Genomic DNA, 21,565 nt, shown 5'->3' with positions numbered 1-21,565 from the left:
AGTACTATATTTAGAGAACCGGTGCATGATTTTTTAATTTCCTGTATCCTACGATATGAAGTTCTTATTTCTCCATTTAGCGTGCGAATTTTGCGAACATATAAAGTGAACTTACTTAAACCGGAGCTATCCTGAATAAGGATGTAGCTGTTCAATACACGGAATTCTGTCAGAAGAATGCTGTAATCCTCCTCTGGAGACCCTATCCATCCATCGTTCATACATTGTTTGCAATTGAATGTGAATCCTCTAAAAGTATGGCTCTATAGAGTCATGCTTTTTTTAGTTATTTAACAGTATGCTATTTACGATAAACTCATTTTACTCATGTCTCACTAGAGAAAGACGTAAACGAACTACTATTTCAGGTAGATTAGATGGAGGTATGACATATGAAAGGGACCCTGCAAAAAAATAAAATACTGATCGTGGATGATGATGATCGGGTCCGGAGACTGCTAAAAATGTACCTGGAGAAAGAACAATTTATTATTGAAGAGGCCTCGCTCGGCATACAAGCTTTGAGTAAACTTCATAACGGTTCCTATGGATTAGTCATCCTGGATTGGATGCTTCCCGATATTAAAGGTATTGAAATATGCAATTATCTGCGAATGAGCACAAGCATTCCTGTGATGTTCTTGACAGCCAGGTCTGAAGAAGCGGATCGGATTGAGGCGTTTAAGGCAGGAGCAGATGACTTTGTGATGAAACCATTCAGCCCCAGAGAGGTTGTGCTTCGGATCAAATCGATAATGGCTCGTTTTACCGGGTTCTACGGTCACGTTATACCCGATCATTCCGCCAGCGAGGTGATGGTTTCATCCATTTTGATCAATCCAGTTTCAAGGAAAGTGCTGGTAAAAGATGAAGAGATTCATATGACACCCAAAGAATTCGATTTGTTTTACCATTTGGCAACTCATCCGGAGATCGCTTTCTCCAGACAGGATTTGCTTAGAATCGTCTGGAAGTTGGAGAAAAATGAAGAACTGGACTATCGAACCGTAGATACCCATGTTAAACGATTACGTGACAAATTATCGGAGTATGTATCGAATCGTGAAGATCTCATTCAAACCCTGTGGGGGTTTGGTTATATCCTTCGTTTGCCTCATTAATATTTTTCTATTAAAACACAGGAGGAGCATCATGTCCTATAAACAAATTAAATGGATGATTCTTTTCATTCCAACCATTACAGTCGCTATTTGGGAATATGTCAGACATCAATTTTTACTCCCCTATATCTCAATGGATTTGGGCAATTGGTTAACACCGGTGTTGGTTTATCTCGTTACGATTACATTGTTAACCAAGCTATTTCGTATCCTTGAGAACATTCAGAAAGAATTGGAACGTGCACGTTCTGCCAAAGCTGCTCTTGAAGCACGTGAAGAACTGGCACGAGAACTTCATGACGGAATTGCCCAATCCCTGTTCTTGCTATCCGTTAAGGCTGAAAAGCTTGAAATGGGAAATGCCGGGGAACAGCAAGAACAAAACGTCCTATCCATTCGTAAAACGATTCATGAAGTGAACCGTTATGTCAGACAAGCAATCACCAATCTTCGACTTGATCGGGACGAAAATCCTGTACACCAGACCACTCCATCACTTGTGACGCAAGTTCATGCGATGTCCAAAGACATACGCACGCCAATCGATATTCACTGGGATTTGGAGGAGCATCACCAAGGGGATAAAGAAAAAATAGAGCTGTTAGCTTGTATACGTGAGGCGTTAATTAATATGGATAAATATGCGTTAGCTACAGAAGGATCAATCACTGCAGTAGGGATGAGTCATAGTTGGAAAATCACTGTATCGGATAATGGTATAGGATTTGAAGGAGATCCGTTTTCCAAGAAAAACAAGTTCGGTTTACGAATTATGAAGGAGCGTTGCAATGAGATGGGATGGATTATGAACATGTATCGTAAGGATGGAAAAACCATCGTTGAGATTCAAAAAGGGGGACTAGTATGACAAAGATCATAACAAGAGTAATGGTGGTTGATGATCACGCACATGCAAGGGAAGCCATTCGTGAAATTTTAAGTATAGACGATCACTTTGAGATCATTGGTATGGTAAACAATGGTCAAGAGGCGATTGACTTCATGGAGAAGTGGCTTCCAGATCTCATTCTAATTGATATTCAAATGCCCATTATGGATGGACTTGAAGCAACTCGGAGAATCAAGCTGACCTTCCCCTATGTGAAAATTGTTATGATCACCGTTTCAGACGACATGCTTCATTTGCTTGAGGCGCTCAAAAGAGGGGCGCAAGGATACCTGCTCAAAAATCTGGAGCCAACCACATGGCTCGAATATCTGCATTCCATTATTAACGATGAAGTTCCCATGTCTAGAGACGTTGCCTATCAGATTCTAAAAGAAGTTAATGTGATCGAAAAAAAGAAATCTGAAGTACGGTTGACGACTCGAGAACTCGATATTCTATACGGTGTTGCTGAAGGATGGACGAATAAAGAAATTGCAGGTAAATATGACATATCGGAATACACGGTTAAGAATCACTTAAAAAATATACTGCAAAAGTTACAGTTGCAAAACCGGGTTCAATTAACCCGTTACGCTCTTGAGCAAGGACTTGTTTGGGATGCTAACAGGCATCAGGGATGAAGAAATGCTTCTGCCATTTTACGTTTTTGTTGGCTTGAATTATGGAAATTGATTTCAATAGCTTGAGCTTTTTTTGTCACAAATTTTAGCTTTAATAGCTCATAGGGGCTATTACGAATATTCGTAACATAAAGTACCATAAAACACGTACTATTTACTCATTCGAAAGCTTTATTAACGGAGGTTAGACAACGTTGCAGACAAAGAGAATAACGATGCTTTGGGTTTTGTGTACACTCTTTTTCATTTCGGCATGCTCAAGTGCATCCGAGGAGACAGCAACACAATCCGCAGCATCCACAGGAACTGAGGACAAAGAAGTTACGTTTTTATTTAACTTTGCAAGCCAGACGATTGATCCACATCTGGATTATACCCCGCTAAGAGCCGGAGTTACCGAAACCTTGGTTAAGTTGGGTGAGGATCTGCAGATCGAGCCTTGGCTGGCTGAGAAGTGGGACACGACGGACGGACAGCACTGGACATTTGAGATTAAGAAAAATGTAACCTTCCAGGATGGACGGGCCCTGGATGCCGAAGCTGTTAAACAATCTCTTGAACGTGCAATCCAGGTGAATCCGGGTGTAGAACAGGTTTTGAAGATTAAAGAGATGAGTGCATCCGGTCAAACGCTGGACATTACGACCGAACAACCCTTCCCGCAGTTTCCATCCGAGCTCGTTCACCCGAACGTATCCATTCTGGATGTCAATGCGGCTGACCCGGACAAAACACCTGTTGGAACTGGGCCTTTCAAAGTTACATCCTTCACAGCGGGAAGCTCACTCAAGGTGGAGCGCTACGATGAGTATTGGGGCGGAGCTGCCAAGCTCAGTCGTGTCTCATTCAACTTTAATGAGGATGCGAGTGCGCGCCTTTCGGCTCTGATGTCGGGAGATGCGGATATTGTATATCGCCCACCAACTGAAAGTCTGGAAACGATGAAAAGTGATTCCACTCTTCATTTGGAATCGGTCACAAGCTTGCGGACACACGAGCTTATTTTTAATACAAACCAACCCGAATTCAAGGACAAATATATGAGAAAAGCCTTTGATGCCCTCGTGAATCGTGAGGAATTGAAGGACGTGATTATGGGTGGACAGGCTACGCTTGCAACGGGGCCATTCATGCCAGGCTTCTCCTTTATTCCTTCCTATGAAGCCAAAACGACAGGTGTCGAAGCAGCATTGGCATGGTTTGAAAAGGCGGGTTATCAGGTGGAGCAGGGTAAGGTCAGTAAAGATGGAAAGCCGCTCAGCTTGAAGCTTGTAACGTATACATCACGGGCGGAATTCCCCTTGTTTGCTCAGGTACTGCAAGCAAAAGCGAAAGAAATCGGTATCGATATTACGATTGAATTCGTGGATAATTATGAAGACTATTTGCTCACCAAAGATGACTGGGATCTAGGCACATACAGCCCCTTGATTGCACCACGTGGGGATGCCAGTTACTTCCTCAATATCGCCTTCAAACCCGACGGGACGCTGAATTTCGGAAAAATTAATGATTCAGAGCTGAATCAGTGGATTGATGAGTTAGATCAGATGGTGGATACCAATAAACGAAATGAATTAATCAAAAAAATTCTGATGCATATTGATGAAGAAACCTATTACTCCTACCTGGTTCATCCCAATACACTCGTTGTGTATAAAGATCGGGTGAAAAATTGGGTAACCAGCAAAAGTGAGTATTACATGCTGACGAATCAACTGGATGTGGAATAGACATGAACAAGCTCCTGAAACGAAGTATAGAGTTCATTCTCTTTATTTTGCTTCTGTCCTTCATTAGCTTTGTGTTCGTAAAAATGGCACCCGGTGATGCGGTAAGGGAAATGCTGCGCTCCGATGATGTAGCCATTACCTCTTCCCAAATAGAAGAGCAGCGTGAGGCTTTGGGGCTGAATGACCCTGTGCTCGTGCAGTACGGGCAGTGGCTCGGACGTCTTGTTCGACTCGATTTGGGCACATCGTATATGACCAATCGTCCGGTAACGGAGGAATTACTGGACAAATTGCCGGCAACGTTGCTGTTGACGTGCACTTCACTGCTTGTGCTGATCGTCATCGCCATTCCGCTCGGCACACTGTCCGCCTTATATCCCAATCGTGTCATCGACCGGTTCAGTCGTCTTCTGGCTGTACTGGGCACCTCAGTCCCTAGCTTCTGGCTGGGGCTTCTTTTAATAGAAGGCTTCTCTGTGAGAACACATCTATTTCCCTCTATGGGGACGGGGAGCATTGCGCATCTGGTGCTTCCATCCCTAACACTGGGATTGACCATGGCAGCTGTATACGTGCGCCTCATTCGATCCAGCTTGCTGGAAAGCCTGGGTCAGGATTTTGTTCGGGGGGCACGGTCCAGAGGGATAGGCGGCCCCAGTGTACTCCTTCGACATGCCTTCCGTCATGCACTCACACCCGTAGTCACGATGTTTGGTGTAAGTATCGGAAGTTTGCTAGGGGGAACAGTCGTCATTGAAGTGTTATTCTCCTATCCGGGTATGGGCAAGTTCATTGTTGACGCCATTCAGAGTCGTGATTATCCGGTTATTCAGGGCTATATGGTCCTGATGGGCCTGATCGTTACGATCATGCACATGCTGGTTGACCTTCTGAATGACGTTCTGAACCCCGAGATCCGGCTGAAGGGGGAACGATAATTATGTTTAAAACCAAGTTTAGACTTACCCCTCCGGTGCAAAAACCAAAAATGAGCGTTCACATCATCATATTGGTGCTCGTTGTTTTGATCTTGATCTGTGCGCCTTATGTCGTTCCTTATGATCCCTATGCGGTAAACTTGGCGATGCGGCTTCTGCCTCCAGGTATGGACCATCTGCTAGGAACGGATGACCTCGGTCGAGATCTGTTCTCCCGTTTGCTGCTCGGAGGAAGGAATACGGTAGGAACCAGTCTGATGGTTCTCCTGAGTTCACTCGTGATCGGGATTCCCGCAGGCTTAATGGCCGGGTATGCAGGCGGGTGGCTGGATCGAATCTATAAACGAATATCGGATGCTTTTCTTGCGTTTCCAGATTTCATCATTGCCATTGTGCTCAGTGGACTGATGGGACCAGGTATCTTCAATCTGATGATTGCCATCGTTTCGGTCAAATGGATTACGTACTCTCGCATCGTTCGTAATAGCGTGATCGCGGAGAAAAATCAGGAGTATATTACCATTGCTCGTCTGAGCGGATTACGCCCTCATCAGATTTTGTGGAAGCATTTACTACCCCATGCGTTGTCTCATGTGATTGTGATCGCTTCGCTGGATATCGGTAAAATCATTCTCATGATTGCCTCGCTCTCCTATATTGGATTGGGGGCACAGCCTCCTGCACCAGAATGGGGGGCGATGCTGAATGAGGGACGGGCATACTTTCATAGCTCACCATATCTGATGATAGCCCCTGGACTCGCGATCATGCTTGTGGTGCTATGGTCCAACATGCTGGGAGACCGTGTTCGCGATGGGCTCGATATCAAACGGAGCAGGGAGTGAGAAGCGGATGAGTTTACTCCAAATAAACGGACTTCGGCTTGTGGCCGGAGAGCAGACTCTTATTCACGATATGGATCTGTCCATTAACGATGGCGAGTGGATGACTGTCATTGGGGAAAGCGGCAGCGGAAAAACACTTACAAGCTTGTCCATCGGTCGTTTGCTTCCAAACGGGGTGCGCCATACGGCAGGACAAATCCTGTTTAACGGCCAGTCTTTGTCGGAGCTGCCCGAGAAACAGTTGAATCGGCTGCGCGGCAAAGAAATTGCATATGTATTTCAAGACTATACAGGCGTGTTTAGCCCGTTTCTTCCAATAGGCAAACAACTGGATGAGACGCTTAGGGTTCATTATACATGGGGACGCCAGGAACGAAAGGAACGGATTGCGGAAGCTCTGAATGACGTTTCCTTGCCTGCCAAACGGGTTGTTGACAGCTATCCGTTCCAGCTAAGTGGCGGACAATTGCAGCGGGTATCCATCGCGACGGCGATGCTGCTTGAGCCAAAACTGCTAATTGCGGACGAGCCAACGTCTGCACTGGACTGGGTTACCGGAACAGAAATACTTGATTTGCTCATTCGACTTAAAGAGAAAACAGGCTGCTCCATTTTGTTCATCACCCATGACCTGAAGCTGGCTAGACGCTACGCGGATCAGATTGCCATTATGCGGGAAGGTCGGATCTTGGAATCAGGCAATGCTGAGGACGTGCTGATACAAGCCATACATCCGTACACGCAAAAGCTTTTGGCAGCCGAATCCATGCTGTCTTATGCTCAACCTGACGTCGTTCCGAAACGAGGTCGATTATCATGAGTGAAGAAGCTGTGTTTACCGTTCAGAACCTGATCAAGACCTATGCTGGACAGACAAGGGCGATCGACGGAATTTCTTTCAGTCTCCACCCGGGAGAATGTGTGGGGCTGATCGGAGAAAGCGGGAGCGGAAAGAGTACACTGGCACGCTGTATTTTATTAATGGAGAAGATGGATTCCGGGCAAATGTGGTTTCTAGGAAAAGAGTTGGTACAACCACGATTCGGTTCCGCCTGTCGTGTCTTTCAGGGGCAAGTTCAGGCGGTATTTCAGAATCCTGCATCGAGTCTCAATCCCAGACTACGGATTATCGATTCCGTGATGGAACCGCTAGACAACCTTAAAAATCGAACACCTGTAATTGTACAGGATTGCAGGAAGAACAGGTTGAAATGTGCCGAACGGCTGCTGGATATGGTGGAGCTACCAAGTGATCTCTTGAACCAGTACCCTCATGAGCTCAGTGGAGGGCAGAAGCAGCGCGTTGCTATTGCGAGAGCAATAAGCAGTGAGCCATCCCTGATCATTATGGACGAACCCACATCCAGTCTGGATATGATTACACAGGCTCAGATTATTGAAATGCTTATGAAGTTGCAAAAAAATATCGGATTTGCCTGTTTATTTATTTCACATGATCTGGCTACAATCCAGCGTATGTCCGATCAAATTATGGTGATACAGCAGGGGCGAGTCATCGATCATTTTGCCAAGGAAGCGTTGTTTTCATCCGAAAGGCATGCGTATACACAAAGTTTAGTTCACAAATACGCGAAGCGAAGAAGTTAAATTATAAAATCCGGCTAAGGATAGCCGGATTTTATTTATGACCGTATCAGGTAAGAAAGTATCGCTGTGCTAATGGAAGTTCATCAACGGGACGACACACGAGGGTCTCACCATTAACCGATACGCTATAATTTGCTGGATCAACCATAATGTCAGGTGTTTCTCCATTCAAGATCATATCTTTCTTGCCGACCGTGCGGCAACCGACAACGGGTTTCAGCTGCTTCGTGAGTCCAAGTGAAGGCAAGGTTCCCTTGTCAATGGCTACTTGAGAAACAAATGTGGCACAGATGGCTGAACGAGCTTTTCCATAACTACCAAACATGGGTCTATACATGTAAGGCTGCGGGGTTGAAATGGTAGAGTTCGGATCACCCATGGCACTATGAATAATCATGCCGCCTTTGATGACCATTTCAGGTTTGGCACCAAAGAATGCAGGCTTCCATAATACGAGATCGGCCATTTTTCCAACTTCGATTGATCCAACATATTGAGATATCCCATGTGTGATCGCAGGGTTAATCGTGTACTTCGCAATATATCGTTTAACCCTATTATTATCTGCCTGGTTATCACCTGATAAGGGGCCACGCTGTTTTTTCATTTTATCAGCCGTTTGCCAGGTTCTGATCGCTAACTCACCTACACGACCCATAGCTTGAGAATCCGAACTTGTCATACTAATTGCACCAATATCATGCAGGATATCCTCTGCACCAATCGTTGTTTCTCTGATACGGGAGGCAGCAAAGGCCACATCTTCAGGAATCCGCGGATCAAGATGATGACAGATCATCAGCATATCCATATGTTCATCTATCGTATTACGTGTATATGGCATGGTAGGACTTGTTGAAGAAGGTAAAACGTTGGGCATGGATGCTACACGCAATAGATCTGGGGCATGACCTCCGCCGGCACCTTCCGTATGGTAGGTGTGAATAGCTCGACCATTGAAAGCCCGGAGACTGTCCTCAACGTAGCCCGCTTCGTTCAATGTATCTGTATGAATATTCACCTGAATATCATATTGCTCTGCAACATTTAAACACTTGTCGATTACATAAGGGGTGCTTCCCCAGTCCTCATGTATTTTAAGTCCGCCTACACCAGCCAGAACTTGCTCGTTCAAAGCCTCCGGCCTCGAACTGTTGCCACGTCCTAACATCACAAAGTTCATAGGCAAAGAATCTGTTGCTTGGAGCATTCGTTCGATATGCCAGACACCTGATGTGCAGTTTGTGGCAAGAGTACCTGTAGCCGGGCCGGAGCCTCCTCCAATCATGGTGGTAACGCCACTTTGCAGCGCGATCTCGATTTGTTGAGGGGAAATGAAATGAACATGACTGTCCACACCACCAGCAGTAACAATCAAATTTTCTCCAGAAATAACCTCTGTGCCTACACCTATGTACATATTCGGAGTGACACCATCCATGACCAACGGATTTCCTGATTTTCCGATCCCGCTGATTAAACCATCTTTAATACCAATATCAGCCTTTACGATACCCCAACTATCAATAATGACAACATTGGTAATGACAGTATCCATAACGCCTTCTTCTCGCGTGGCGAGTGGATGCTGACCCATACCATCTCTAACGGTTTTACCTCCACCAAAAACGCATTCATCCCCATAAACCGTGAAATCTTTTTCAATTTCGATTTTGAGCGAAGTATCTGCCAAACGAATGCGGTCGCCTGTCGTCGGTCCATACATGCTTGAGTAAGTTGCACGATCGATTGTCTTCATCATTCAACCCTCCCGTTGGTCAAACCAGCAAATCCATGTATTTCTTTCAAACCACCAATCTCCACTAATTCAACTTCCGTTGTTTCTCCAGGTTCAATTCGGACGGATAGACCAGAAGGGATATCCAGGCGATATCCTTTTGTTCCTTCTCTATTGAAGGAAAGGGCAGGATTGGCTTCGCAGAAATGAAAATGAGATCCAACTTGAACAGGTCGACTGCCTGTATTGGTAACTAAACGGCTTATTCGTTTGCGATCAGGTAACAGCACAATGGGATCATCAGCAAATTCATACTCGCCTGGAGTCATCCCACCTATAGGACGTGGAATAGGATCATGTACACTGACCAGTTTTGTACCGTCTGTAAACGTGGCTTCCACCTGTACTTCACTAAGGAGTTCAGCTACACCTTCCATTACTTGTTCAGTGGTCAGGAGATGACGAGCTTCCTCCATAAGTTCACTAACGCTTTTGCCATCACGAGCGCCTTCAATGACAAACCCGGTAATATAAGCAATAGCTTCGGGATAATTCAGTTTAACGCCGCGTAATAATCTTTTTTCAGCCATGTCTGCGGCAAGATACATCATTAATTTTTCGCGTTCCTGAACAGTCAAATGCATAGTCGACAACTCCCTTTAAACTTAGTAATGAACTTCGGATGAGATTGAAAATGATGTTGGTTACGTAATTTAGTAACACGTATTTGTGAAAATGTAGCACGATATCCGGGGTCAGTCAACCATTTTATGTCATATTATATAACTCTATATTCATTTATTATCTATATAATGTAAATATTAGACATTATAATGCAAATTCATGTTAATAAAAATAACACATTGAACATGGATACAAAAAAAATCCGCACCTTTTCAAATTCAAGGGCGGACTCTTTATATTTATCATATTCTAAGTTTTAATCAGCAAGTGTTAATCCCAGCTTTTTGGCATTATCCTGAATAAGCTGAACTAGTGTTTGTTCGGCGGTTTCGGGATAGTTGCGAAGCTCTACAACTGGACGATCCGCGATATTTGCAATTTCCGCTCCTTGAGGAAAGTGGAAATTATCGATAATCAGAGCAGGCTTCATAGCGGCAAGCTCTGCTGCTTGTGTCGGTGTCACTTCAGTCGGACCGAACTCGCCTACGACCTCGTATCCGAGAGCTTTGGCTACAGGTACCATGTAAGCCTGAGCAACCACTCGTTTGGATTCGGTGTCCAGCTTGGACGTTTCAGCATTGACTGCTTCAAATGTGCTGTCAATTTCCTTCAAAGCCTGCTGTGCAGTATCCGTTGTTCCCAAACTCTCCGCAATGGTAGTAATCTGTTCGCGAAGCATGTCCGGTGTATTCTCTGTCATCACGATAAGCCTAGCTTCCTCAGGCACGTCAGCTGCCTCCAATATTTGTTTCATAAACGGTTCATATTCAGAGTAAATAACCGTTGACGCATCATTTATTTTTTCAATATCGGTGGGTTTAAAATCATACTCATTGGGATGTTTCATGTCCACGGGAGCAAGGGTCGAGATGCTGTCTGCACCAGCTGTTTTAGCCAGTAATGCTGTCCAGCTTGTGGATGCAACAATCTTTGGAGTGACCGTTTCAGCTTGCTTTGGTTCTGTGTCCTGAGCATTTTCGGTTACTGTACTGGATGCATTTCCTGTACACCCGGTGAAGAGAATGGTACCCATGACAAGCACCAGCAGGGGGGAGAATTTTTTTAGTATGGTTTTGTTATTTTTCATCAGAATTAGACCTCCACATATCATTATTTTCGAGTAACCGTATAACAAAGACTTAAGATGATGACACCCACCATGGTTATGGAAGCGCCCGTTGGCAAGTTAAAGATGAGTGAAGTGATATAACCTCCAACAGCAGTCAATGTGCCAAAAAGAGATGACAACAAGAGTAATTGCTTATACGTTCTGCTTACTCTTGTAGCTGCCATGGCAGGTAGTAGCAATAGTGCGTCAATCAGCAAAGCTCCCACAAGCTTCATCGCAATTCCAATCGAGATTCCAGTCAGAAACAGCAGCACATTGCGGATTCTGGCGGCGGGAATACCTAACCATTCCGCATGTTCTGCATGATGAAGCACTAATTGAATTTCTCTGTGGCAGACCACGAACAGAGACACGATAATCAAGCTGATTCCACCTAGCAACCAGATATCCAAAGAAGTGAGCGTCAAAATACTGCCTGCAAACAGACCAAATACATCCATCGCAGGGATTCCCCCCATATGGAACAGCATTAAAGCCGCAGCAAGCGAACCTGTCATGAGGAATGCTCCGGTTATGGCGGGTTCAAGCTTAACCTTGGCAGATAACGGACCGAATAACAACGAGCCGGCAAGAATAGCCAGCATGGCTCCAGGCATAGGCTTCATGCCGATGAGCAATCCGAATGCGCCTCCGAGAAGAGCCAAATGCATCAGAGCAAAACGGACAACCGTCAGTTGGAACTGAATCACGACAATACCCACGAGGGACAAACAGCTACCCCCGATCATACAGGCGATCAATGCCCGCTGGAACAATGGAATATGTATGTAGTCGATTAACGTCATGCAGTACCACCAACATCCGTTAGCGTCCCGTCCTTCATAAGACAAATGCGGTCATGCAAATGTTCCGTTTCTTCCAGTTGATGAGTGATCATGAGTGTGAGCAGTTGAGGTGCCCGTTGCCTGTATTCATCGATAAGTCTATACAGCAAATCTCTTGAGAACGTATCCAAATGAGTGCTTGGCTCGTCCAAAAGCAAGATGTCAGGCTCGCGTATTAAAGCACGTGCTATATTCATCCGTTGTTGCTGTCCTCCAGATAAATCCTTGCAGTCTTGATTGGCCAGTTCCGTTAATCCGACATGCTCAAGCCATTCAGTCGCTTTTTGTTTATCTGTTATGGAAGGACGCTTCCAATAAGCAAATGACGTTCCCCAGTTGCCAAGCATTACATACTCAAAAACCGTGATGGGCAGATTTCCTTTCTGTACGCCCTGAGGCACAAATCCGATTTTTTTCTGCGCCCATTTAAAATCTTTTTTGTGTTCCATCCGTCGTCCGCCAATGTTCATGGAGCCTTCCCTCATGGGGATCAGACCGAGGATGACTTTAAACAGCGTTGTTTTTCCCGCGCCATTCGCACCTGTAATCGCAACCATCTCCCCGTGATAGCCTTGAAAGTCTAGCTTGTGAAGAACGGGGGAAGTGCCATAACCGGCCGTACCATGCTGAATTTCCAGAGTTGGAGGCATGATTCATCGTTCACCTTCTTTCCTATCCAGTATGAACATTGGAGGAGAAAGCGAACATGGCTCGTTCTAGCTATATTAGGATGGATATTGTTACAAAGACATGAATTTGGAACCAAACTGCTATGGTTTGGTGAAAAAGTTCATATATTATTTTCATTTGTAAACTATAACTGCCTGGAGATAGCTCTTATGAGTCATCCTGTGTGTGTTCTTATTCAAGTATGATGGTTCTAGACGAACGGATGGAGCAAACATATTCAAAAAAGGAGACCGGAAATATGGACAAGCTATCCACCTCAAATTCAACACAGCCATCAACCAATACAGATGATCATCCTGCACTGTGGCAAACAACCCTTCATATTAAAGGGATGACCTGTGCAGCCTGTTCAGATCGTATTGAAAAGGGATTATCTCGTATGGAGGGCGTACAACAGGCTAACGTCAATCTCGCAATGGAGAAGGCGACAATATCCTATCATCCCGCCAATATCGGTATACATGATTTTAAGAACAAAGTGGAGGCTCTTGGCTTCCAGACCGTCACGGAATCTGTTGACTTGAATATTACAGGTATGACATGCGCAGCATGTTCAGCGCGAATTGAGAAAGGCCTCTCCAAGTTGCCTGGTGTGTCTCGTGCCAATGTGAATCTGGCACTGGAAACGGGTCATGTCGAATACATTTCAGGAACGTTGAAGGGCTCGGATCTCATCCACAAGATCAGACAATTGGGTTTCACTGCCCAGTTAAAAGAAACGGAAGAAGAGACCGTCTCCCTACGAGAACAGGAATTACAGCAAAAAAAATGGAACTGGATTCTGTCGGCTATTCTTTCTCTCCCGTTATTATGGGCGATGGTAGGTCACTTTTCATTTACTTCCTGGATCTGGGTACCTGATGTATTTATGAATCCATTGTTTCAATGGATACTCGCTACTCCTGTGCAATTCTTCCTGGGTCGCCAGTTTTACATCGGTGCATATAAGGCATTGAAAAACCGAAGTGCCAACATGGATGTACTGGTTGCTCTGGGAACGAGTATGGCTTATTTCTATAGTCTCTACTTGACTTCATTAACCAGCACGGGCGGATTATCCGGTCACAATCATGGAGGTAGTGCAATTGTAACGAATACTGCGAATGCTGCTTCACAAGCTCCGGTTGATTTTTATTTTGAAACCAGTGCTGTACTGATCACTCTGATTCTGCTCGGCAAATGGTTGGAAGCTTTAGCCAAGGGACGCTCCACTCAGTCAATCAAAAGCCTAATGGAGATGGCTCCGCGTAGTGCAAGAGTGATTCGGGATGGTCAGGAAATCAGTCTCGTGCCTGAATACGTCTTGATGAACGATCTTGTTATCGTGAAGCCTGGCGAAAACATACCAGTAGACGGTGTAGTGGAAGAAGGATTCTCATCCGTTGATGAATCCATGTTGAGTGGCGAAAGCCTTCCCGTGGACAAGAAACCGGGTGACTCCGTCACAGGAGCTACACTGAACAAAAACGGTATGCTTCGTTTGCGGGCAACACGTGTGGGCGCAGACAGCGCACTGTCGCAAATTATTAAAATTGTGGAACAGGCGCAAGGCTCCAAGGCCCCCATACAGCGGATTGCCGATGTAATTTCAGGAATTTTTGTCCCCATTGTAGTCAGCCTTGCAGCCATCACGTTTTTGTTCTGGTACCTGTTGATCAGTCCTTATGACTTCGGTGGTGCTCTGGAGAAGGCGATTGCGGTGTTGGTCATCGCCTGTCCTTGCGCTCTCGGGCTAGCCACTCCAACCTCCATTATGGCGGGTTCCGGGCGTGCAGCCGAGTACGGCATTTTGTTCAAAGGCGGAGAATATTTGGAATCTGCACAGCACATTCAAACGGTCGTACTGGACAAAACAGGAACGGTGACAAACGGCAAGCCGATTCTGACAGACGTTAAAACTGCTGCGAACTGGACAAGAACAGCGCTTCTGAACCGGGTAGGTGCGGTGGAGCAAAGCTCTGAACATCCACTGGCTGAAGCGATTATGGAAGGGATCAAAGCAGCGGGAATAAATCTCTTTCCGAAGTCAGAGCACTTTAAGAACATGCCAGGTTACGGAGTGCAAGCTACTGTAATGGGCCAGGACGTTCTCATTGGTACACGACGTCTTCTCTCCGATCAACATGTGGCCGTTCCGCCAGAAGCGCTCACTCAAATGTCTGAGCTGGAAAAACAGGGCAAGACCACGATGCTCGTAGCTGTAGATGGACAGTGTGCTGGCATGATTGCGGTTGCAGATACGATCAAAGACACGTCAAAACAAGCCATTCAAAAGCTTCAAGCCATGGGTATCGATGTCATCATGATAACAGGAGACAATGAGCGTACAGCACGATCGGTGGCTGCACAGGCTGGTATCGTGACCGTACTGGCTGAAGTGCTTCCAGAGGGCAAAGCAACGGAAATACAGCGTCTTCAGGAAGGTGGTCGGAAGGTTGCGATGGTGGGGGATGGGATTAATGATGCCCCGGCTCTGGCTGTAGCCGATATCGGCATGGCCATTGGCACCGGAACGGATGTGGCGGTGGAAACGGCAGATGTCACGCTAATGCGTGGTGATCTGAGCGGTGTCGCGGATGCCATTGAGCTTAGCCAAAGAACGATGCGCAATATCAAGCAAAACCTTTTCTGGGCGCTTGCGTATAATGTCATTGGCATTCCGATTGCAGCCCTGGGTTTCTTGGCGCCTTGGCTTGCTGGTGCAGCAATGGCCTTCAGCTCCGTATCAGTTGTATTGAATTCTCTGCGTCTACAAAGGATGAAGCTTTAGCAAGATTCTTTTTTTAGATAACGAGATTAGATGAGCAGAGTGAAGCTTGAGCAGGTTAAGAAGTCGCTAATATAGCGACTTCTTTTTTTTATATGGAATAGATTTGTCGTAAGGGTGCCCAGGATTATTTAAAAGTTGAAATAGGGGTGTATAGGAGGGATTGTCTGTTTAATGATGTCCGGCTGCTGGAGCAGGCACATTCGTGTGCTGATCGCTCTCAAGCTGTGCAAGACGCTCTATGGCCTGATCTCCAATAGCAAAACGTTTGGTTGGCATAACCTGAGCATCGGCGAATTGGATTCTTGATCGCACAACATATAACCCTTCTTTTTCAATGACATAAGAGACGGAATACGAGCCGGGGGAGGATTCATCAGCCTTGATCGTTACCGCAGAATCCTCATTGTTCTCTGGCCATATTACAAATTCAGCTGTCTCCGCATGCTCCAGCGGCACATTACTTTTGGACACTTTTACCGAAAAAACGTTAGAGCTTCCTACTGCGAGTGTCTCCGGCAATTGAAGATTCACACTTATATGAGGCGGGAGGCCGCTCTCATCGGTTTCTGTAACCTTGGCAGTACATCCACACAGCAACACAATAAGCAGTATAGGCCATGTCCATGTGTACATTCGATGCATTTTTATGTTCATATATAACTCCTTTAGCTATTAAATCGAGAACCAGTGCTTGAGCGATTTGATTCTGCGGAGAATGAATAGATCAAGAACAAGAACGATTAGAATGGACAAGCCTACAAGGGGCATGACAGCACCGCATATCAGCATGATTATCAATACACCTATTGTTATTTTGGTTTTTTTGGGTTTGGACGGCGCTCCGAGCTTACCCGTGGGCTTTCGCTTTCGCCACATGACATAAGAGCTAATGGATATGAGTATTAAGCCGAGACAAGCGATCAGACCCAGTAGTTGATTGGCAAGACCGAATAATTTGCCTTCATGAAAGGCGATGCCATACGAAATCAGCTTGGCCATAATTCCATAATCTGCAAAGCGAACATCGGTCAGGACCGCGCCACTGTATTGGTCAATATGCAGTGTAGCGTTATGACCTGGCTTGGAGTGAGCAGTAGATACGGTGAACACACCCGTTGCTCCGGAAGGATTGGTAATTGTATAGGGCTTGATAACTTGCTGATCATCCGCGATACGGGCTATGTCGTTAAGACCGAGTGGAACATATCCTCCAGCCATTGAAACAGGAACGGCAACATTTTCAGCTGCCCAAGGCAGATCCTCGGCAATATCTTTCGCTACTGTAACGGATTCCGGTTTTTCTCCAAAACTGTAGGCGAATGGAGGGGTATTTGTATTCGTTGAATTGGCTAATTTGTCAATCTGCCCCCCGAGGACACCTGACCAGGGAAGTCCACTTAAGATAATGACCAGAATCAACAGAGATAACCAGAAGGCAGGAACAGCATGCAAATCACGCCAAAAAAGCCGACTTCCCGGTTTGCTGAGCCGTGGCAAAATCGTTCCCCAAATGCCTGCTTTATTTCTTGGCCACCACAGGAATAGTCCCGTTAAAATCAGAATGATGGCCCAGCATGCAGCAAGTTCTACAAGTCGGTTCGCGAAAGTCCCTCCGATTACAAGTTCACTGTGCATCTTTTTGAAAAAGGCAGAGAACGTCTTGCTGCTATCCATCGCTCCGCGCACATGACCCGTGTAAGGGTCCACATACATCGTCTTGGAAATCCCGGTGCTAGTGACGGAAAGCTTATAGGTTGTCTCTCTATTGCTTTCCAGTGTGATTGAAGATACCACCGTACCTAGATAACCCTTGATTACTTTTCCAACAATATTCTCTGGTGCCATCGGGGTTGTCCCAACTTCGCGCACTGTCAACATATCTTTGTAAAGTTGGCCTTCAATCTGAGGTTTGAATAAATAGACCGCGCCGCTAAAAGCTAAAATTATTAAAAAAGGCGCAAAAATAATACCAGCGTAAAAATGCCACCTCCATACGGATTGATACACGGACTGACGAACTCCTGATGATGTTTTTCTTTTCACTTCAGGTGTAGAAGAGCTTGAATGTTCTGCTGGCATCGTCCTCATCATCTAACTCCATTCTTAACTGAATAAAATACTTTTTAAGTATACGGGAGCCGTTCGAATTAGAAGATGGCTCAACAGAGCTATCTCGTGATACATAAAATCTTTTTTGTTCATCATTTTGTCACTTTACAGTTTTCAATTCGGTATTATCCATTAGTAGCAATGGATTCCATAGAAAAACTCCAAACTTAACCTCAAATTACCTACATTGTTGTTCAGGACCATGTCCATACTAGAAAAGTGGTTAATAACCGATAAAAATAAAGAGGGTGAAAGAAAGATATGTCGAATCCACTAAATGAGAAATGTGAATATTTATTATGGAAACTGGAGCACTAAGATGTTCAAGCTTATGTTTAAAATAATCAATTGCAGTTGTATGCTATGTTTTTCTTTCAATTTGTTAGTCTTGCTCAAAAGTTATTTCGAATTTAAAATACTGAATTATTTTTAACATTGCACTCATATAGAAAAGTTGAAAGGAAAATCAAATGAATAGTCTTGACTTAAGGGAAGAAATTCTAATGTTAATTCAAACTAAACGTGAAGGAGAATATTGGGATTTCAAAGAGAAGTATCACATTAATGCAGCTAACCTATTACACGATATAATTTGTATGGCTAATAACTTAGTTGACCGAGATTCTTATATTATCTTTGGAATTAGAGACCAAACGTTCGAAATTGTGGGAGTTAAAGATGATGAAAATCGAAGAAATCAGCAACAAATGATAGATTTCTTAAAACACAAAAAATTCTCCGCTGGAATTCGTCCTAGTATTAAAATGCAATCTTTAATGATTATGCAAGAAGAAATAGATGTTATTATTATAAAAAATAGCACAACTACCCCTTACTTCCTGATTGAGGATTTTACAAGCTACGGAAGAAAGGTTCGTTCGGGTCACATTTATACAAGGATAGGGGATACAAATACTGATATAGATAAAGTCGCAGACATAAACTATATTGAGTATCTTTGGAAGAAAAGGTTTATGTTGATGAACTCTCCTTTAGAACAAATTATTAAGCGGCTTGAACACAAAGAAGAATGGGTATTAGATGAATGTTCAGAGGGTTATATTTACTCCAACATCTATAAGCCTGAATTTAAAATTGTACTTTATGAGGACGAGAATGCTGGACTTGAGCAATACCCTGATTTTTACGCCTATGCGATGAACGACCCAGAAACCTTGTATCGAGAGTTTGATATTCAATATCAAGGTATTCAACAATTTAGGGGACAAATCGTTGTTCTTGATAGTGGTCGATACCCAACGGTTATTCCTGAAAAGAGTAGGGCTCAGTTTTTAGAGGATTATGACTTTGGATATTTCATTGAAGGTAGTACGACTCATAAACTGAGCGATTTTTTTTACATTGAGAATAACGATAAAGAAGGGATTTCACGTAAAAGTTTTTTTAAAGTCATTCTTTTATTTAAAAATGAGCACGAAAGGGATCAGTTTATTGTTCATGTGCAGCGGAATGAAAGTGACTTTAAAAATAAGCTTTGCTCTCTAAGCGAAGATTATCCAGCGCTTGAGTTAAGTTCTCAGTATCTCAAAAATCAAGTAGTAAAACATCTGAATACGGGGAAAGCACTTAATCAAATGCTTATAGAGTATCGGAACATATTGGAGATTACTTTAAAGAGCAATAAATAATGTGTGGTATCTTCTGGTAGAGCATCGTACTAGCTATTGAAGTAAGGTCATTATGAGAAAGAAACGCTTAAGGTCTTCTTGTTTAACACCACTTAGTTCCAAATACCCGCCAAGAGAAAAAAATTCCAGGGGCAAGAACATATTCCCATTGAAGCCGCTAATTTAACGGCTTTTTATTTTATCTATAACAATCTATACTCCGAGCCAAGGACATGAACTTATATCGATTGCCGGGATAGACAAGAACATAGTGCGATTACCGATTTATATGGATGTCCTAATTTTGTGCATATGCCACGTAAAACCATTGTAATAAAATTAAAATTAGTATGAAACAACTGGCACAAAGAAAACTTGGTGTAATGTTGCGGGACAAGAACATCGGGTCATTCCAGATTAGAATGTTATCTAAACAGGTTTATGATAGGAATCATGTTGCTTGAAAAGAGCACTTTAGTTTAAAGGAGGATGTTAAAATAAAGAAAATATAATAATAAATTGAGGTAAGAAATTGAAAACAAAGAAAAGTATGAGACAGATATGCCCAAAATGTGGGTACGAGAAATGTGTTCCCAAACTGTATATCGATAATCCAAAATATCCTTCTGGTTCAATTCTGAGATGTAAGCAGTGTAAATCACTCTTTTCGCTTAAAAATGGAGCATGGGTCTTTTGGAAGGAATGGGAATGAGCTACCGGTAAACGTTAGCTCATTCCAACATAAAAAGCAGCAGATCGTATGCGATTGGCTGCTGCACACCGTGATCCGTGAGAGGTACAGTTTAAGTACCATGGCGATTCTTTTTTAATTTTGCATAACTCTTGTTAGCATAATCTACAATACCATACGTTTTTATATTTCACCTGCGTTATCAGTAGATTGTACTGGTTTGGAGCGACACAACCGAATTGGACAAGAACATGGTTACACCGCCGGCAAGTCTAGGTAGGCTTAAGGTTCATGTCGTACAGCAGCCTCTTCATCCTAGAACTACTTATAACTCAAGATAAACGCAGCATAGGCTAAGTAATTTGAGTAAAATTTTCAATCAATGTTTATAATAATTTCTTCTTTTCTAGACTCCCAATCACATATTAGTCCGATTCTAAAGGCCTCACCTGAGTAATTTGATGTTATACGAATAGTTGAGTTAAGTGGTTCTCTAAAGAAGCTGACATATGCATCAATTACTCCATCATAACCGTCAATGACTATGAAATGTGCTTTAGGTGGAACATTACTTTTAACCCAATTCACAAGCCATAATGGCATTTTGCAATTAACCCAATATGAAGCTAAATCTCCCGCGTTGCAAATACTGCTTCGAATCGGATCAAAAATGTCTTCAAGTATGAAAGCTTGGCCTTTAAAAAGGCTAAGGGCGTTGAACGCTGATTTTATATAAATCAAGGGAAAAGATACGTCTTTGACGTCATCAATCATATAGTTGTATTGATATTTTGAAACTGAACTAAGGAGAAATGGATTTATATTTGGTAAAGCTCTCAGAGTTATTAGCTTACAAAAGTTATCCATATTAAAATTCTTTATTGAGGAGCATACATAAAATCTATTTTCGTGATAAGCAATACTTACAAAATTACATGAAGTTGAAGATGGAGGATTTATAAAAATATACTTTCGATCTGAGCTTCTTATAAAAGTATTTAAAGAAGAATGGAACTTTCTTAATGTACCTTCAGGTTGTTTTGAGAGGTTATCAGAAATATACAAAGGGCGCTTCATATTCCATGCTTCATCAAATTTTATAAATATTTGTGGTAAAATCCGAACAACTCCACTGAACATAAATCCTAACCTATATGGAACTAAAAGAGTATCTAGTTCTTTCTCAGGAGAGATAGCGGTAAAAATATGTACAACTGGATTTCTCACTTTCAATACATTTAATGATCCTCGTTTTCCTGGTCCGAAATTATTTCTATTTATTGAGAGTAAAGAATTTCTGAGTGCACGTAATTCAAATGAAGAAAAGTGATTATTTGCTTCATTTGAAACAAATCCACACGGTAATTTCTTAATCCCTCCCAAACCTGCTGGAATGACATGTTCTTGATTCGAATACTTAAGTTTCTCACTATAGTACTTGTAGTAGATACACTGGTTCATGAAGCACCCTCTCTTTAAGAACTCAGAGTTAAATAACTTCGACAATATATTCAAGAAAATGAAATA

Annotated in this window: 18 protein-coding genes; 10 read left to right on the top strand and 8 right to left on the bottom strand. The window is 43.4% G+C overall.

The genetic code is table 11. The annotated features are described in order from the left end of the window. The first annotated feature begins 392 nt into the window (after positions 1-392). The 8 genes from AC4PM4_RS04555 to AC4PM4_RS04520 all read left to right on the top strand — a co-directional run bounded on the left by AC4PM4_RS04555 (position 393) and on the right by AC4PM4_RS04520 (position 7,775). The gene (locus tag AC4PM4_RS04555) at positions 393-1,121 is read left to right on the top strand and encodes a response regulator transcription factor (protein ID WP_079697526.1); all 729 of its coding nucleotides are present in this window, start codon (positions 393-395) and stop codon (positions 1,119-1,121) included. Between the two features lie 31 nt (positions 1,122-1,152). Then, on the top strand, positions 1,153-1,989 hold the full coding sequence (locus AC4PM4_RS04550) for a sensor histidine kinase (RefSeq protein ID WP_079697525.1): 837 nt from the start codon (positions 1,153-1,155) through the stop codon (positions 1,987-1,989). Beyond that, positions 1,986-2,651, top strand: coding sequence for a response regulator (locus tag AC4PM4_RS04545; protein WP_491612863.1), 666 nt, complete (start codon positions 1,986-1,988; stop codon positions 2,649-2,651). The genes AC4PM4_RS04550 and AC4PM4_RS04545 overlap by 4 nt, the downstream gene beginning before the upstream one ends. A gap of 215 nt (positions 2,652-2,866) precedes the next feature. Then, positions 2,867-4,384 (top strand): nickel ABC transporter substrate-binding protein, encoded by a 1,518-nt coding sequence (gene nikA / locus AC4PM4_RS04540; RefSeq protein WP_079697523.1) that lies wholly within the window; start codon positions 2,867-2,869, stop codon positions 4,382-4,384. Positions 4,385-4,386: 2 nt separating this feature from the next. Further along, entirely contained in the window at positions 4,387-5,322 is a 936-nt protein-coding gene (gene nikB / locus AC4PM4_RS04535) for a nickel ABC transporter permease (protein ID WP_079697522.1), read from the top strand. A gap of 2 nt (positions 5,323-5,324) precedes the next feature. After that, positions 5,325-6,167, top strand: a complete 843-nt coding sequence (nikC, locus tag AC4PM4_RS04530) for a nickel transporter permease (protein ID WP_079697521.1) — start codon at positions 5,325-5,327, stop codon at positions 6,165-6,167. Between the two features lie 7 nt (positions 6,168-6,174). Continuing rightward, entirely contained in the window at positions 6,175-6,987 is an 813-nt protein-coding gene (locus AC4PM4_RS04525; protein ID WP_491612862.1) for an ABC transporter ATP-binding protein, read from the top strand. Beyond that, on the top strand, positions 6,984-7,775 hold the full coding sequence (locus AC4PM4_RS04520; RefSeq protein WP_491612861.1) for an ABC transporter ATP-binding protein: 792 nt from the start codon (positions 6,984-6,986) through the stop codon (positions 7,773-7,775). Before AC4PM4_RS04525 ends, AC4PM4_RS04520 begins: the two co-directional genes overlap by 4 nt. Positions 7,776-7,821: 46 nt before the next feature. Here the strand turns inward: AC4PM4_RS04520 and ureC are convergent, their stop codons facing one another. The 5 genes from ureC to AC4PM4_RS04495 form a co-directional block, all read right to left on the bottom strand. Then, positions 7,822-9,534 carry an urease subunit alpha gene (gene ureC / locus AC4PM4_RS04515; RefSeq protein ID WP_491612860.1) on the bottom strand — a complete coding sequence of 571 codons (1,713 nt, stop codon included), beginning with the start codon at positions 9,532-9,534 and terminating at the stop codon, positions 7,822-7,824. Then, on the bottom strand, positions 9,534-10,157 hold the full coding sequence (locus AC4PM4_RS04510; protein ID WP_491612859.1) for an urease subunit gamma: 624 nt from the start codon (positions 10,155-10,157) through the stop codon (positions 9,534-9,536). The genes ureC and AC4PM4_RS04510 overlap by 1 nt, the downstream gene beginning before the upstream one ends. A gap of 296 nt (positions 10,158-10,453) precedes the next feature. Next, positions 10,454-11,284, bottom strand: a complete 831-nt coding sequence (locus AC4PM4_RS04505; protein ID WP_491612858.1) for a substrate-binding domain-containing protein — start codon at positions 11,282-11,284, stop codon at positions 10,454-10,456. Positions 11,285-11,307: 23 nt separating this feature from the next. Further along, positions 11,308-12,111: a metal ABC transporter permease gene (locus AC4PM4_RS04500; RefSeq protein WP_491612857.1), complete on the bottom strand. Its 804-nt coding sequence runs from the start codon at positions 12,109-12,111 to the stop codon at positions 11,308-11,310. After that, entirely contained in the window at positions 12,108-12,800 is a 693-nt protein-coding gene (locus AC4PM4_RS04495) for a metal ABC transporter ATP-binding protein (protein ID WP_491612856.1), read from the bottom strand. Before AC4PM4_RS04495 ends, AC4PM4_RS04500 begins: the two co-directional genes overlap by 4 nt. A gap of 278 nt (positions 12,801-13,078) precedes the next feature. On the opposite strand from AC4PM4_RS04495, the gene AC4PM4_RS04490 reads away from it, so the two are divergent. Beyond that, positions 13,079-15,610, top strand: a complete 2,532-nt coding sequence (locus tag AC4PM4_RS04490; RefSeq protein WP_491612855.1) for a heavy metal translocating P-type ATPase — start codon at positions 13,079-13,081, stop codon at positions 15,608-15,610. A 168-nt stretch (positions 15,611-15,778) separates the two neighbouring features. On the opposite strand, the gene AC4PM4_RS04485 is transcribed toward AC4PM4_RS04490, so the two are convergent. Then, entirely contained in the window at positions 15,779-16,264 is a 486-nt protein-coding gene (locus AC4PM4_RS04485; RefSeq protein ID WP_491612854.1) for a FixH family protein, read from the bottom strand. An 18-nt stretch (positions 16,265-16,282) separates the two neighbouring features. Further along, a complete protein-coding gene (locus AC4PM4_RS04480; protein ID WP_491612853.1) occupies positions 16,283-17,689 on the bottom strand; it encodes a PepSY-associated TM helix domain-containing protein in 1,407 nt (468 codons plus the stop codon). Positions 17,690-18,222: 533 nt separating this feature from the next. On the opposite strand from AC4PM4_RS04480, the gene AC4PM4_RS04475 reads away from it, so the two are divergent. Then, entirely contained in the window at positions 18,223-19,368 is a 1,146-nt protein-coding gene (locus tag AC4PM4_RS04475) for an ATP-binding protein (RefSeq protein ID WP_179132308.1), read from the top strand. Between the two features lie 1,045 nt (positions 19,369-20,413). Here the strand turns inward: AC4PM4_RS04475 and AC4PM4_RS04470 are convergent. Further along, positions 20,414-21,499, bottom strand: coding sequence for a hypothetical protein (locus AC4PM4_RS04470; protein WP_491612852.1), 1,086 nt, complete (start codon positions 21,497-21,499; stop codon positions 20,414-20,416). Positions 21,500-21,565 lie beyond the last annotated feature (66 nt).

The organism is Paenibacillus sp. MDV22-iso6, from assembly GCF_058408365.1.
Note: the sequence above shows the minus strand (reverse complement) of the source record. Positions and strands in the feature narration are given on the sequence as shown.